13 protein-coding genes are annotated in these 15,184 nt (G+C 62.9%); 7 read left to right on the top strand and 6 right to left on the bottom strand.

The window, feature by feature from the left end:
* Positions 1-29: 29 nt before the first annotated feature.
* The 3 genes from ACFWO3_RS16170 to ACFWO3_RS16160 are packed head-to-tail and all read left to right on the top strand — an operon-like array spanning position 30 to position 4,330.
* On the top strand, positions 30-1,919 hold the full coding sequence (locus ACFWO3_RS16170) for an ABC transporter ATP-binding protein (RefSeq protein WP_378579476.1): 1,890 nt from the start codon (positions 30-32) through the stop codon (positions 1,917-1,919).
* A gap of 29 nt (positions 1,920-1,948) precedes the next feature.
* Complete coding sequence (locus ACFWO3_RS16165) at positions 1,949-3,676, top strand: ABC transporter ATP-binding protein (protein ID WP_378579474.1); 1,728 nt, start codon at positions 1,949-1,951, stop codon at positions 3,674-3,676.
* A 9-nt stretch (positions 3,677-3,685) separates the two neighbouring features.
* The gene (locus tag ACFWO3_RS16160) at positions 3,686-4,330 is read left to right on the top strand and encodes a TetR/AcrR family transcriptional regulator (protein ID WP_378579472.1); all 645 of its coding nucleotides are present in this window, start codon (positions 3,686-3,688) and stop codon (positions 4,328-4,330) included.
* A gap of 26 nt (positions 4,331-4,356) precedes the next feature.
* Here ACFWO3_RS16160 and ACFWO3_RS16155 read toward each other — a convergent pair whose 3' ends face one another.
* Positions 4,357-5,667 (bottom strand): NAD(P)/FAD-dependent oxidoreductase, encoded by a 1,311-nt coding sequence (locus ACFWO3_RS16155; protein ID WP_378579471.1) that lies wholly within the window; start codon positions 5,665-5,667, stop codon positions 4,357-4,359.
* 148 nt (positions 5,668-5,815) lie between these two features.
* On the opposite strand from ACFWO3_RS16155, the gene ACFWO3_RS16150 reads away from it, so the two are divergent.
* The 4 genes from ACFWO3_RS16150 to ACFWO3_RS16135 all read left to right on the top strand — a co-directional run bounded on the left by ACFWO3_RS16150 (position 5,816) and on the right by ACFWO3_RS16135 (position 10,100).
* Entirely contained in the window at positions 5,816-6,709 is an 894-nt protein-coding gene (locus ACFWO3_RS16150) for a LysR substrate-binding domain-containing protein (protein ID WP_378579469.1), read from the top strand.
* A 140-nt stretch (positions 6,710-6,849) separates the two neighbouring features.
* On the top strand, positions 6,850-9,210 hold the full coding sequence (locus ACFWO3_RS16145; protein WP_378579468.1) for an ATP-binding cassette domain-containing protein: 2,361 nt from the start codon (positions 6,850-6,852) through the stop codon (positions 9,208-9,210).
* Between the two features lie 4 nt (positions 9,211-9,214).
* Complete coding sequence (locus ACFWO3_RS16140) at positions 9,215-9,790, top strand: sugar O-acetyltransferase (protein WP_378579466.1); 576 nt, start codon at positions 9,215-9,217, stop codon at positions 9,788-9,790.
* Positions 9,791-9,926: 136 nt separating this feature from the next.
* Positions 9,927-10,100 carry a hypothetical protein gene (locus ACFWO3_RS16135; RefSeq protein ID WP_378579465.1) on the top strand — a complete coding sequence of 58 codons (174 nt, stop codon included), beginning with the start codon at positions 9,927-9,929 and terminating at the stop codon, positions 10,098-10,100.
* 16 nt (positions 10,101-10,116) lie between these two features.
* Here the strand turns inward: ACFWO3_RS16135 and ACFWO3_RS16130 are convergent, their stop codons facing one another.
* The 5 genes from ACFWO3_RS16130 to ACFWO3_RS16110 all read right to left on the bottom strand — a co-directional run bounded on the left by ACFWO3_RS16130 (position 10,117) and on the right by ACFWO3_RS16110 (position 15,180).
* Complete coding sequence (locus ACFWO3_RS16130; RefSeq protein WP_378579462.1) at positions 10,117-10,683, bottom strand: peptide deformylase; 567 nt, start codon at positions 10,681-10,683, stop codon at positions 10,117-10,119.
* Positions 10,684-10,788: 105 nt separating this feature from the next.
* Positions 10,789-12,375, bottom strand: coding sequence for an FAD-dependent oxidoreductase (locus tag ACFWO3_RS16125; RefSeq protein ID WP_378579460.1), 1,587 nt, complete (start codon positions 12,373-12,375; stop codon positions 10,789-10,791).
* Positions 12,376-12,605: 230 nt separating this feature from the next.
* Positions 12,606-13,775: a lipid-transfer protein gene (locus ACFWO3_RS16120; protein ID WP_378579458.1), complete on the bottom strand. Its 1,170-nt coding sequence runs from the start codon at positions 13,773-13,775 to the stop codon at positions 12,606-12,608.
* Complete coding sequence (locus tag ACFWO3_RS16115) at positions 13,772-14,194, bottom strand: MaoC family dehydratase (RefSeq protein WP_378579457.1); 423 nt, start codon at positions 14,192-14,194, stop codon at positions 13,772-13,774. The genes ACFWO3_RS16120 and ACFWO3_RS16115 overlap by 4 nt, the downstream gene beginning before the upstream one ends.
* Entirely contained in the window at positions 14,191-15,180 is a 990-nt protein-coding gene (locus ACFWO3_RS16110) for a bifunctional MaoC family dehydratase N-terminal/OB-fold nucleic acid binding domain-containing protein (RefSeq protein ID WP_378579456.1), read from the bottom strand. Before ACFWO3_RS16110 ends, ACFWO3_RS16115 begins: the two co-directional genes overlap by 4 nt.
* Positions 15,181-15,184 lie beyond the last annotated feature (4 nt).

Genomic DNA, 15,184 nt, shown 5'->3' with positions numbered 1-15,184 from the left:
AGGCACAGAGATCCAGATCCAGGAGTGTTATGAGCACGACGACTTCCCCTCCGGCCGGCTCCGAACTGACCCGTTCCGCTCCACGATCGGATGACGCAGCCCCCAAAGACAACAACAAGGAACAGCAGAAGGCCGGTTCGCGGGCCCTCGCGGAGCTGATGAAGCCGGTAGCGACTCAGCTCAATATCGGGCGACTGCTCGCAGTCGTGTCCGGGGTCCTTGCGGTCGTGCCCTATATCGCGCTGGTTCGGATCGGTGATGCGTTGCTCCAAGCCCATGCCACGGGCGTGGACGTCGACGGACACGAGGTTGACCTGTGGTTATCGATCCTGATCGGAGCATTTTCGCTCCGACTGCTCATCTACTTTGTTGCGCTGTTCATCACCCACTTGGCGGACGCCCGCTTGGGCCATGTGGTCCGGCAGCGAATGGTGGAGCGGTTCGCCAGGGTGCCGTTGGCGTGGTTCACGTCCACCAACTCGGGCCGGGTGCGCAAGGCACTGCAAGACGAGATCCAGACCATCCACCACCTCATTGCGCACAAGCCGGTCGATGGCACCAACGCAATCGTGATGCCGATAGCGTTGATGGTCTACGCCTTCGTAATCGACTGGCGGCTGGGGCTCCTCTCGATCGCAACCCTGCCGCTGTACGTCGGAGCGATGATGCTGTCGATGAGAGGCATGGGGGAAAAAACCACAGAAATGGATCAGCGGCTGTCGACCGTGTCTGCCCGGATGGTCGAGTTCGTCACCGGCATTGCGGTGGTCAAGGCGTTCGGGAGGGTTGGTAGAGCGCATCGCAACTACCAAGAGGCCGCGGACGACTTCTACAACTTCTATCTCGCTTGGGTCAAACCGCTCGTCCGGGTGTCCGCGCTGGGCATGTCCTTCCTTGCGGTTCCGCTGATACTGCTGATCAATATCGGTGTTGGTTCTGTATTGGTCCACCAAGGCTCGGTCACCACCGCTGACGTTCTCGCTACCGCGTTGATCGCATTGTTGGTCCCGTACGCGCTCGAAGTGGCGATGATGTCCATGTGGTCCCAACAACTCGCCGGAGGTGCGGCCCGGCGACTCACCGATCTGTTGGAAACCCCGATCCTGACGGGCACCGACGACGCCCACAGCGAGGTACCGCAGTCACACGAGGTCGTCTTCGAGCACGTCACCTATTCCTACGGATCCGACTCAGATTCCGCGCTGGCCGTCGAGGACATCAGCTTCACCCTCCGTGAGGGCACGATCACCGCGCTCGTGGGACCGTCCGGGTCGGGAAAATCGACGATCGCGACTCTCCTGGCCCGGTTCGACGATCCACAGTCGGGAACGATCAGCATCGGCGGAATACCCGTCGCACAGGTAGCCGATCTGTACTCACAGGTGAGTTTCGTCTTACAAGACCCACAACTGTTGGGCATCAGCATCCGAGACAACATCACCCTGGGCAGTACCGACGCCACCGAGGAGGACATCCGGAAAGCGGCCAGCGCTGCTCAGATCCTCGACGAGATCGAAGCTCTGCCTCACGGTTTCGACACTGTCTACGGCAAGGACACCGGGCTGTCCGGCGGTCAGGCGCAACGCATTTCCATTGCTCGCGCACTATTGGTCGACGCCCCGGTTCTCGTTCTGGACGAAGCCACTGCGCTGACGGATCCCGAATCCCAGCACGAAATTCAGCAAGCGCTTTCCACGCTCGTCCGTGGACGGACGGTGCTGCTGATCGCCCACCGGCCCGAGGTCATTCGCGGCGTCGATCAGATAGTTCTGATCAATTCCGGCCGGATTGTGGCAACCGGGACGCACGACGATCTGCTCTCCGAGCCTGGATACGCGCAATTGTGGCGATCCAGCGGAGTTGAACTCGAACACAACGACCAGATATCGACCGGAACGGCCAAAGGAGAGCGGCGATGACTCTGCCAATGATCGATATCGTGCCGCGGATGAACCGAATGATTTCGCATCCGGAGGAGATGAAGCCCGCACTCGCTATCAGCGTTCTTGCCGGGTTGGTCGAGGGCGTGGCACTCGCGGCACTCCTGCCCGCGATCAGTTCCTTGGCACAGAACGAGCCAGTCTGGGGTCTGGGTTTGGCGGGATGGATGTGGGTGCTGGCCGCGCTGGCGGTGGCCAGTTTCATCGTCAACTACGCGCAAGCCAGAAAAAACTACTCCGTCGCTCTGGACTTCCTTCGCAGCATTCACCGGCTGGCAGGCGATCGAGTAGCGAAGCAACCGCTGGGGTGGTTCGCTCGACCACTGGCCGGGAAACTGTCCCGGATGATCTCGACCGAACTGATGTCCGCCGGGGAGATCTTCGCGCACATGTTCGGTCCCCTCGTCTCCCGGGCCACCGCCGCTGTGGTCATCGTGGTCGCCGCATGGTTCTGGAACCCACTGCTCGGACTGATTCTCACAGTCGCGGTGCCGATCTTCGTGGTGGTCACGTTGCTGTCGACCGGACTCATGCGCAAGGGAAGATCGCTCCACGAACCCCGAGAGATCGTGGTGGCCGACCGAATCGTGGAGTACGCACAGTGCCAGGCAGTACTGCGCTCGTGTGGCCGTAGCGACGACTTCCCTCCGCTGTCCGACGCGCTCGAGAAGGGCTACACCGCAAAGAAGAGCGCCCTCTGGTTCGAATCTGCGGGCATGGTCCTCAGCGGGATGGTCGCCCAAGGTGTCATCGTCGCACTGATCAGCGTCACCGGGACGCTGGCCGTCACCGGAACGCTGGAGCCAATTCCCGCTCTCGCCTTCGTCGGCCTGGCGCTGCGCTTCTCCTCGACGGTGTCGGCTATTACAGAAAGTGCGATTGCGCTGGAGTCACGCCGCCCTCTGCTCGACGCCCTGGACGAGGTACTCACCGCCGAGCCGCTTCCCGAACCAGCGACTCCCGCGGTTCTCACCGCGCCCGGGACAGTCGAGTTGGACCGGGTGACGTTCGGATACGCTCCGGGTGCCGACCCGGCATTGCAGGAGGTGTCGCTGAAAGTTGCAGCCGGTTCGATGGTTGCCTTGGTCGGCCCTTCGGGCAGCGGAAAGACGAGTATCGCCCGCCTCGTGAGCCGGTTCTACGACGCCGACGAGGGCAGAGTCTTGGTTGGCGGAGTGCCCGTCACCGACCAGACGAGCGAACAGCTCATGGGACAGCTCTCGATGGTGTTCCAGGATGTCTACCTCTTCGACGACACTCTCTCGGCCAATATCGCGGTGGGCCGCGCCGACGCCACCGAGGCAGAGGTCCGGCAGGCGGCCGACCTGGCCGGCGTCACCGAGATTGCGCAGCGCTTACCCGACGGCTGGCATTCGCGGGTCGGGGAGGGAGGTAGAGCGCTTTCCGGCGGCGAACGTCAACGGGTCGCCATCGCCCGGGCGCTGTTGAAGCAGGCGCCCATCGTTCTGGTCGACGAAGCCACGTCTGCGCTCGACGTGGAGAACGAGGCCCACGTGGTCGCGGCCATCGAGGCACTACGTCAGCATGCGACACTGATCGTCATCGCCCATCGGCTGGATACGATCGTCCAGGCGGACCGCATCATCCAACTCGACGGTGACGGCCACGTAGCAGGCGAGGGGACGCACGACGAACTCTTGGCGGCCGACGGCACCTACACCCGCTTCTGGCGGCATCTGCACAGTGCCCAGGGCTGGCAACTGGCCAATCACTAGCGTGTTCGTATGAGCGATACACGGTGGGCGTCAGGAAAGAAGGTCGGTCGCAGACCGGCCTTCACAAAGGAGGACGTCATCGCGGCGGCGATGGACGAGGACATCGACAGGTTCACGCTTGCAGCAGTGGCGGATCGGGTCGGCGTGGTGACCACGGCGATCTACCGGCTGTTCCCATCTCGGGACGACATCGTCGTTGCCTGCCTGGACACCATCGCGCTGACGATCCAGCGGCCCGCGCCCGGCGCCGAGTGGCAGGAAACCCTCTACTTGTGGGCCGAAGAATGCTGGCGGATGTGCGAGCAATATCGAGGGCTGGATCGCGTCGTTTACTCATATGCACCGTCGTTCACGCGGATCACGGATGTTCTCGGTGATTATGCGTCGAGCTTGACCGCTCGAGGCATCACGCACGGGCAGGCCATGTTCGCGCTGGATTTTCTTGGCGACACCGTATTCGCCTGCCACCTCGGGGTGGAGTCCATGCGCGCCACCGACCGCAGCGGTGCAACAGGACTCGAGCGAGTGCGCGAAGCGTTGGGCGATGACGCCACCGGCTTCCTTCCGCGGGACGGTTGGTCGGATCGTGGGGAAGTCGATGTCAAGGTGAACTTCATTATCAGCGGGCTCGAGCACCAATGGCCTGAGGTCTGAAGCAGCAACGCACGGCCGCGCCGCACCTACGCGGCAACGTGTTCCTTCTCGCCATCCCGCTCCACCTTCGCCGAATCCGGATCCTGCGCGTAGTAGAAGTGTGGACGACGGTGCCCGAGAAACGATCCGCACCACGACATGACCGCGATGTACCGGTTGCGAAAGCCGACCAGATAGACGAGGTGCACGGCAAGCCACAGGAACCAGGCGATCAGGCCCGTCAGCTCGACCTTGCCGACACGGGTAATTGCGCGGAAGCGGTTGATGATCGCCATGCTGCCCTTGTCCTTGTAAGAGAAGGGGGTGCCGACGTCACGTTTTCCGTTGATGATCGCCGCGACGTGGCGACCACCCTGCATGGCGAACGGTGACTGTGCCGGAAAATCGTGCAACGATGCCATGTCGCCGACGGCGTAGACGTCGTCGTAGCGGCCCACGGTGAGGTCCTCGTCGACGAGGAGACGTCCACCTCGCCCGGTCTCGCAACCGGTGCGGTCCGCGAGCACCGCCGCAAAGTCGTTGGCCTGGATACCGGCCGACCAGATGATGGTCTCCGCAGTGAGGCGTTTCTCGAAGCCGTTGTCGGGCGAGGACAATGTGGCACCGCTCTCGTCGATGTCGGTGACCATCGTGCCCAGAACGACCTCGACGCCAGCTTTCTCGAGTGAGTCGAAGGTGTACTTGCTGAGCTTGCCACCGAAGACGGGGAGCGCCTCGCTCGCCCCCTCGACCAGTGTGACCGTCACGTCATCTGCCGTGATGTCGCGAAGAGATTCGGCGAAGTAGCGTCCGGCGAGTTCCTTGATCTGCCCAGCCAGCTCGACGCCGGTCGGACCGGCACCGATGACGATGAAGTGGAGGAGGTTCCGGCGACGCTCGGGATCGGTGGTCGTGTGAGCTTCCTCGAAGCAGCGCACGATCTGGCGGCGCAGACGGTCGGCGTCCTCGACGGTCTTGAGGGCATAGGTGACCTCGGCGAACTCGTCGTGACCGAAGTAGGCCTGACGCGCACCCGTCGCCGCGATCAGCGTCTCGTAGCCGATGGTGTGACATACACCGGCCGACTCGTAGACCAGCTCGTGAGCGTCCGGGTCCACGTCGACGACGCGACCGAGGCGGACGTCACCGCTGGGATACTTCGCAAGAATCGCGCGAACGGACGGAGCGATCTCGCCGGGCGAGATGACGCCGGTCGCGACCTGGTAGAGCAGGGGCTGGAACAGGTGTTCCGTGGTCTCGGAGATCAGCACAAACGGTGTACCTGCCTTGCCGAGCTTCTTCGCAGCAGCAAGGGCTCCGAAACCCGATCCGACGATGACGACCTGTGTGCGATCCACCGTATACCTCCCAGTAACTTCTTTCGCGTCATTGCGTATGAGCTCCACAGTAGGCCGATGCCCGATTCGACACCATCGACCTGCGTATATCGCAATTCTGTTATCTCGATTGCTCATAAATTGGCATACCGATGGGTAACATGAGCGGATGGAGTTCAGACAGCTGCGCTACTTCCTCGCGGTGGGCGAGGAGGGGAGCTTCTCGAAGGCGGCCGCACGCTGCTTCATCTCCCAATCGGCGATCAGTCACCAGATCGCGAAACTCGAACACGAACTGGGCACCAAGCTCCTCGAACGCTCCACGAGGATGGTCAAGCTGACCTCGGCCGGTCAACGACTCATCCCTCTCGCAGCCGAGATGATGAACCTGGAGTCTCGCGCCCTTCTCGTCGGGCAGGATCCGCGCAACCGCCTGCGCATCACGGCGAGCATGAGCTTCGCCACCCAGAGCCTCGAGGCGATCTCCCGAGTCCGAGACCGGTTCCCGCAGGTCGACATCGAGTTCGTCATAAAGGACTTCAACGACAGAATCACCGCTGTTTCCTCCGGTGATGCGGACCTCGCTCTCATCCGCGGTGAGGTGGACCGTCCAGGTCTCGAGGCCGTCCCCCTCGGCCGGGAGGACCTCGTCATCGTGACGTCCAACCAGCACCCGCTGTCCGCATTCGCCACGGTGGAACTGGCCGACCTCGCGCCCTACCCGCTGCTACTTCCACCTCGAAGTCGCCAGACACTGATCCATTCGGTGGTCGAAACAGCCTTCGGTCGCACCGGACGTCCCGTGCGCCTCGGCCCGTCCATCCAGCACGACCACACCGCGACGCTGGACGTTCTCACCAACCCCAGGGCCTGGACGGTGCTGTACGCAGACACTGCGGACACCACCCCACGCACCGGGCTGAGCTTCATGCGGGAAGCGGACAATTTGCTGCGCATCCCCGTCTGCGGGGTGGTGCGCAGCGACTCCGCGCCTCGGCCGGAACTCACCCACCTGTTCCAGGCGTTGGGAGATTCGATAGCAACTTCCGGTAAACCTCACTGAGCCGCATTCGCATCGAGCCGACGCTTTCATTCGAACCGACGCTGTCACCCCGAACTGGTTAGATCGACTTCGGCACATGCAACAGATCCTGCGCGGGGCCGCCCGCCCGAGACACTGCCCGCCCGAGACACGGAGACACCATGAGCACGCTGCACGCTGCGGACAGTCACGAACTGATTCGAGTTCAGGGTGGCCGGGTCAACAACCTGAAAGACGTCACTGTCGAGATCCCCAAACGTCGCCTCACGGTGTTCACCGGGGTGTCCGGTTCGGGCAAGAGTTCCCTCGTGTTCGGCACGGTTGCCGCCGAGTCGCAGCGCATGATCAACGAGACGTACAGCGCGTTCGTGCAGGGTTTCATGCCGACGCTCGCGCGGCCGGATGTGGATGTACTCGAAGGTCTGACGACGGCGATCATCGTCGATCAGCAACGCATGGGCACCGACCCGCGTTCCACCGTCGGCACAGCCACCGATGCGAATGCGATGCTGCGCATTCTGTTCAGTCGGCTCGGCAAGCCCCACATCGGCTCCGCTCAGGCGTTCTCCTTCAATGTCGCGTCCGTCAGCGGCGCGGGCGCAGTGAAGTTCGAGAAGGGCGGAAAGACGGTCAAGGAGCGCCGCGACTTCCAGGTCACCGGTGGCATGTGCGCCCGTTGCGAAGGACGAGGAAGTGTCTCCGACTTCGATCTGACCGCACTCTACGACGACAGCAAGTCGCTGAACGAGGGCGCTCTCACCATTCCCGGATACAGCATGGAAGGGTGGTACGGGCGCATCTACCGCGGATGTGGGTACTTCGATCCGGACAAGCCGATTCGCAAGTACACCAAGAAGGAACTCGACGACCTCCTGTACCGCGAACCGACCAAGATCAAGGTCGAGGGCATCAATCTGACCTACTCGGGACTGATTCCACAGATCCAGAAGTCGTTCCTGGCCAAGGACGTCGACGCGATGCAACCGCACATCAGGGCCTTCGTCGAGCGTGCGATCACGTTCACCAAGTGCCCGGAGTGCGGTGGGACCCGACTCAACGAAGGTGCTCGGTCCTCGAAAATCGCCGGCATCAACATCGCCGACGCATGTGCGATGCAGATCAACGATCTGGCGGAATGGGTTCGAGGCCTCGACGAGCCTTCGGTGGCTCCTCTTCTCGAAACGCTCCGGCAGACCTTGGACTCGTTCGTGGAAATCGGACTCGGTTACCTGTCCCTCGAGCGTCCCGCAGGCACCCTTTCCGGTGGTGAAGCGCAGCGCACCAAGATGATTCGGCACCTGAACTCCTCGCTCACGGACATCACCTACGTATTCGACGAACCCACCACAGGTCTCCACCCGCACGACATTGCTCGGATGAACGATCTACTCCTCCGACTTCGCGACAAGGGCAATACCGTTCTCGTCGTCGAGCACAAGCCGGAAACCATCGTCATCGCCGACCACGTCATCGACCTCGGGCCAGGGGCGGGCTCGGAAGGCGGGACCATCTGTTTCGAGGGCACGGTCGAGGGACTTCGCAAAACAGACACGATCACCGGACGGCACTTCGACGACCGTGCCGCAGTGAAGGATTCGGTGCGAACACCGACAGGCAAACTGTCGATCAGGGGCGCATCGGAGAACAACCTGCAGGACGTGGACGTGGACATCCCGCTGGGGGTTCTGGTCGTCGTGACCGGTGTCGCCGGATCAGGGAAGAGTTCGCTCGTGCACGGTTCGCTCCCCACAGGGGACGACGTCGTGTCGATCGACCAGGGCGCGATACGTGGATCGCGTCGAAGCAACCCGGCGACCTACACCGGGCTGCTCGAACCGATTCGCAAGGCCTTCGCCAAGGCCAACGGTGTCAAGCCGGCCCTCTTCAGCGCCAACTCGGAAGGCGCCTGCCCCGCGTGCAAGGGGGCCGGGGTCATCTACATGGACCTGGCAATCATGGCGGGAGTCTCCACGCCGTGTGAGGAGTGCGAGGGCAAGCGCTATCAGGCCGCGGTGCTCGAGTATCACTTCGACGGACGTGACATCGCCGAGGTGCTGGCCATGTCGGTGGCAGAAGCGGAGGAGTTCTTCCGGGAGGGCGACGCCGGCATTCCGGCAGCGCACAAGATTCTGGAACGTCTCGTCGACGTGGGCCTCGGCTATCTCCGTATCGGCCAGCCGCTCACCACGCTGTCCGGCGGTGAGCGGCAGCGCCTGAAGCTGGCGACACACATGTCCGAGAAGGGCGGCACCTACATCCTGGACGAGCCGACAACGGGGTTGCACCTTGCCGACGTCGAGCAACTGTTGGGCCTGCTCGACCGACTCGTCGACTCGGGAAAATCGGTGATCGTCGTGGAGCATCATCAAGCGGTCATGGCGCATGCGGACTGGATCATCGATCTCGGACCCGGCGCCGGGCACGACGGTGGCCGGATCGTCTTCGAGGGCACCCCCGCGGATCTGATCGGGGATCGGTCCACCCTCACCGGCGAGCATCTCGCGGCCTATCTGGGAGTCTGAACGCATGGGCGAACAGAAGGACCGGATGCTCCGCGGGGACCTGTACTCGGACAGTGATCCTGAACTGCTCGCCGAGCGACAGGCCTGTAGTCGGCTCACTCGCCGTTTCAACGACACGGCGCCCGACGCCGAAGAGGAACGGCACGCGCTACTTCGGGAACTGCTCGGCAGTATCGGCGACGATTCTCGGGTCATGCCCAGGTTCGAGTGCGATTACGGGTACTCGATCCACATCGGAACCAACACCTTCATCAACTACGACGCGATCCTGCTGGACTGTGCACCGATCACCATCGGAAACGACGTTTCCATCGGACCGCGCGCCCAACTCCTCACCGCCTTGCACCCGATGGAGGACCACGAGGCGCGTAGGCAGCGCTGGGAGTCGGCTGCACCCATCATCGTCGGCGACAACGTGTGGATGGGTGGTGGCGTCATCGTGTGCCCGGGTGTGACGATCGGGGCGGATAGCGTCATCGGCGCGGGAAGTGTAGTGACGCGTGATGTTCCTGCGAACGTGTTCGCTGCGGGTAATCCGTGCCGAGTCGTTCGGGAGCTTCCTGCGGACGACGAAGCCTGACAATTCAGGCAGCTTCTCCGCAGCCTGGCCCGATGTGCGAAAACGGGCTTAGAATCGGGGTGTGATTCGCGCCCGATCCGGGTCGTCCAGGTCCGAACGGCGTCGAGTCGGATCTGCATGAGAGGAGGGCCGACCAGTGGCCACTTCGACAGAGAACGTCACCTACGACGCTCACGGGCGCGTGTTTCCGAAGGTATTTCCCTCGACCAGTGAGAATGCCGCCAAGATCGTGATGCTGACCGCCTACGCCGTGATCCTCGTGACGCTGGTGTTCGTCGTGGTCGACGCGGTGAACATGCTCGGAACCTGAGTCCCCTAGGCCTTGATCATGAAGCGGGCTCGGTTTCCGCACCGGGAAGCCACGAAGCACCGGGTTCGATGAATGCGCGCTTCTTGATCATTTTGCGTGCCGCCCGCTGGTTGCGGCCGATCAGTCGGTCGAGATAGAGGTGGCCGGCGAGGTGATCGACTTCGTGTTGGAAGCACCGCGCCAGGTAGCCGGTTCCCTCCACCGACACAGGCTCGTTGTTGCAGTCCACACCGGTGACGCGCGCCCATTCGGCCCGCCCGGTGGGGAAACGCTCACCGGGAACCGACAGGCATCCCTCCGAGTCTTCGTCGGGGTCGGGCATGGTCTCCGGAATTTCGGACGTTTCGAGAACGGGATTGATCACGTGTCCGCGATACCGGGTTCCTCCGTCCACTAGGTCGTAGACGAAGACCGCACGCGGGTCACCGAGCTGGTTGGCGGCTAGGCCCGCACCGGGTGCGGCCGTGTTGGTCTCGAACAGATCCTCGATGAAGGACGCGAGTTCGGCGTCGAACTCGGTCACGGGTGTCGCGGGAGTGCTCAATCTGGGGTCACCCGCGATGAGTATGGGACGAACTGTCACGTGGACGAGCGTAGACGAACCCAGCGCTCCTGGCTTCAGAGCCCTTGACGCGTCCATCGCCAGTGCCAACTGCTTTCGTGTCGTGTGCTGGCAGATGCAGGAGAGTCAGGAATCCGGCAACTCGACCGATAAGGAGTGCCCGAAAACGCCCCCGGGATCCCACGTTGCCTTGATCTGCTGTAGCCGCGGGTAGTTGTCGCCGTAATACAGGGTGGACCATGCAACCGACGAGGTATTCCAGTGGGAACTTCGCAGATCGGTGTCGGGATAGTTGATGTAGCTTCCTGCGTTGGCATGATTCGGTACCGGAACTCCGCCGGTGTCGATATAGATGTCTCGGTACATGTTCCGGGACCACGCGAGGTGCGCGTCCGTGTCCGCGGGATTCTGCCAAGCGGTGACGAAAACCGCCTTCATGAACGAATCTCGGGTCGGCATCGCCGTCGCGGCGGAACCTCTGGTGTTCATCGCGCCGCCGATCGGAAGAAGCTCCACCCCCGAGTTCTGGTTCTGGAAGCGGGGATCGGACAGGTACCGATGCAGAGTGCGCAACTGCTCGTCGGTGTAGGCCTGACGCAGATTCGCGCTCTTGTACTTGCCAAGGAAGGGCGCCCTGCCTCTGGGCGCCGCCAATTGCATCGAGACGTCCAAGAACGACCCCTGCGTCGCGGGCGCCACCACCGGAGGCGGCCACACGCCCTCGACCACCGCCGCGACGAATTCGTCGAGTAACGCTCGCGAATCCGGTCGGTCGGCGTCGAGGCGCGGAGTGAGCTGACAGAAACCGCCAAGGTAGGCGCTTGCGAAGAACTGCACGTACAGGCTCGAAAACCGTGAACCTGGTTCACTATTACGCTCGAAGAACCGTAGGTAGTTCCCGACGAACCGGACGAAAGACGCTTCGGTTGCGGTGGGCAGGATGATCTGTGCAGTCAGAAGATCAACCGGCGGGGTCGGGAGAATCCGGGCGAGATCGAACCCATCCACGTCGTGCGAGCGGAGCAAGTAGCGCGTCACCACACCGAAGTTTCCGCCTCCGCCGCCCGTATGCGCCCACCACAGGTCCGCGTTCGGCCCGTCGCGGGTGGCGAGTACCGCTGTCGCCTTTCCGTTGGCATCCACGACTACGACCTCGACTCCGTAGATGTGGTCGACAACCGACCCGAACAATCTCGACGTCGGGCCGAAGCCGCCGCCGGCGGCGTGGCCGCCCATACCGACACCGAGACAGCTCCCGCCGGGGATCGTCACGCCCCATCTGCGGTGTAGTTGCTCGTACACAGTGCCGAGGTCAGCGCCGGCGCCCACCGAGAAGGCTCGATGAGCCGGGTCGTGGCCTATGCCGATGAGGCGGCTCAGATCGACGATAACCTTGGTTCCGGGGTTGTCCACGAAGTCTTCGACGCAGTGACCGCCCGAGCGGACAGTGATCGGCAATCGGCGGTCGACGGCGGACTGAACCGCATCGACGACCTCCTCGGTGGTGGTGGGCACCGAAACGATCTCTGGGTTCGCCACGAACCGAGGGTTGTATCCGCGATGGGCCAAACCGGCGTAACCAGGGTCGGCTGGGTGCAGTTCTGCCACAGTGGTCGACACGGATTCAGCGTTAGCAGTCCGGAAACCGGTCCCGGCCACCCCGACCAACCCCGCAGCGCCGATGAGCAGACGTCGCCGAGACAGTGCGGACATCGCCAAATTCTACTTCCGACTCGACGATCCTGGACCGATTCGAATCCAGTTCGAGTCGGCGGAGCCTGTCTAGGGGTGCGATTCGAGAGCCTCTCTCGTGGAGTACGTCCATCGCGAATGATGGAGTGATCGTCGCATTTGTCGACCCGCACCAGCACCGCCGAGGTGCCGACGACTCTTGCCGGATGCGCACCCTCGTGAGATCCGGGAATGGACCCAATCGGCTAGAACTACGCCGTCAGAACCAACCCTGACGTCGGGACGCCAGTGCCTGCTGTGACCAGAACGTTCTGCGCACCCTCCACCTGGTTGACCGAGGTGCCTCGAATCTGACGGACGCCTTCGGCGATGCCGTTCATACCGTGGATGTAGGCCTCGCCGAGCTGGCCACCATGAGTGTTCAAAGGTAGCTTCCCACCGAGCTCGATCGCGCCGTCCGCAATGAAGTCCTTCGCTTCGCCGCGACCGCAGAACCCGAGTTCCTCGAGTTGCATCAGCACGTACGGGGTGAAGTGGTCGTACAGCACGGCCATGTCCATATCGCCCGGCCGCAGGCCCGCCTGCTGCCACAATTGCTGCCCGACCAGCTCCATCTCCGGAAGTCCTGCCAGCTCGGGCCGGTAGTAGCTCGTCATGATGTATTGGTCGCAGCCACTCCCCTGCGCCGCAGCGGCGATCGTCACGGACTTCTGCTTCAAGTCCTTCGCCCGCTCCGGAGACGTCACGACGATTGCGATGCCGCCGTCGGATTCCTGGCAGCAGTCGAGCAGGTGCAGAGGTTCGGCGATGAAACGTGAATTCTGGTGATCTTCCAGGGTTATCGGCTTCTGATAGAAGAACGCGTTCGGATTGTTCGCTGCGTGTTTCCGGTCGGTGACCGCGATTCGCCCGAAGTCCTCACTCGTGGCGCCGTATTCGTGCATGTACCGCTGCGCCACCATCGCGACGAATGCCGCGGGTGTGGACAACCCATGCGGGTAGGAGAAGGCGTTGTCGGTCCCGGAAGAGTTCACCTGCTGGACCAGCCCGCTGTTGACCTGGCCGAAACGCATTCCCGATCGTTCGTTGAACGCGCGGTACGCGACCACTACGTCGGCAACGCCGGTGGCAACGGCCATCGCGGCCTGCTGGATGGTGGCGCACGCGGCACCGCCGCCGTAGTGAATGCGGCTGAAGAACTTCAATTCCGGGATACCCACCGAGCGCGCCACTGCTACTTCGGTATTCGTATCCATGGTGAACGAAGTCAGCCCGTCGACGTCACTGGGTGTCAGTCCTGCGTCTTCGAGCGCTGCGGTGACCGCCTCCGCCGCAAGACGCAATTCGCTGCGGCCGGAATCCTTCGAGAAGTCCGTCGCACCGATACCGACGATCGACGCCTTCCCCGACAGCCCGCTCATGCGTCGGCTCCGTTCTCCGAGTTGAACGTCAGTGTGACCGTGGACTTGATGTGATCCCCGAGGTTGTCCTTGCCGACGATTTCCACCGTCACCACTTCGTCCTCGATTGCCGTGACACTCCCCGACAGGGTCAAGGTGTCGTACGCGTACCAGGGCACACCCAACTTCAGCTTGATCGACCTCAGCACGGCGCGCGGGCCGGCCCAGTCGGTGACGAATCGCTGCACCAGACCGGTGTCGGTGAGAATGTTGACGAAGATGTCCTTCGAGCCCTTCTTCTGGGCGAGGTCGCGATCGTGATGAACGTCCTGGTAGTCGCGAGTCGCGATAGCCGAGGACACGATGAAGGTCGGGTCACCGTAGATCGCCAGTTCCGGCAGTTTTTCGCCGACGGCCACCGTCGGAGTCGAGACGGTCATGCCTGCACCTTCTCTCCAGGGGTCGGCTGCCACGCGTACAGGGTCCATGGGGTGTTGCCGGTTTCGTCGTCACCGGGGAAGTCCAGATACGTCGCCTGCACCGGCATACCCACCGTCACCTCGGCGGGGTCGACATCACGAAGCTCACCCAGCATCCGTACGTCCTCATCCAGTTCGACGAGCGCCACAACGAACGGCAGCGATCGACCGGGAACCTTCGGCGCGTGGTGGACCACGTAGCTGAAAACCGTGCCCCGACCCGACGCGACCACATAGTCGGTCCGATCAGTCTTGTCCTTCCACAGCGCCGGTACCGGAGGGTGCTGCAGTGTGCCGTCCGGCCGCTTCTGTATCCGAAGTTCGTGAGCCGAGACTCCGTCCCAAAAGAATTGGGTGTCCGGGGAGGCACTGGGGCGCAGCATCTTCGCGGCGTCCAGATCTGCAGGAACGGTTCCGGCTGCTGGCGTGCCCGAGGACTTCGGAACGAACTTCAGAATGCGGAACATCATCTCCGCCACCAGCTCGTCCCCCACGCGCCAGTAGTTGCGAGTCGTGAAGAACCATCCTTCGCCGAGACCGGTCTTCTTCGGCCCCACCACGTCTTCGAGCTCCGTTGTGATGGTGATGTCTTCTCCCGGCTTCACGTAGCGGTGATAGATCGAGTCGCAGTTCGTGGCTACCACCGACGTGAAGCCGGCCTCGTCGAGTATTTCCGTCATCCGCCCGAGAGGATCGTCGCTCGTGCGTTTGACACCGAGGCCACGCATCGTCCACACCTGAGCCATCGCGGGTGGCGCAACGATGCCATCGTGACCGGCCGCTCGGGCGGCGTCTTCGTCGACGTAGATCGGGTTCTCGTCGCCGATCGCCTCGACCCAGTTGCGGATCATCGGAAGGTTGACCGGGTCGCGCCCCGTGCGCGGCTTGCTCGGTCCCGCGGCACGCAACTTCTCGGCGTCGGCCAGGATCTGTTCAGAGGTCGACACGGCT

The sequence above is a fragment of the Rhodococcus sp. NPDC058521 genome, assembly GCF_042719695.1.
Lineage (GTDB): Bacteria > Actinomycetota > Actinomycetes > Mycobacteriales > Mycobacteriaceae > Rhodococcus_F.
This window is presented reverse-complemented; position numbering and strand designations above follow the sequence as displayed.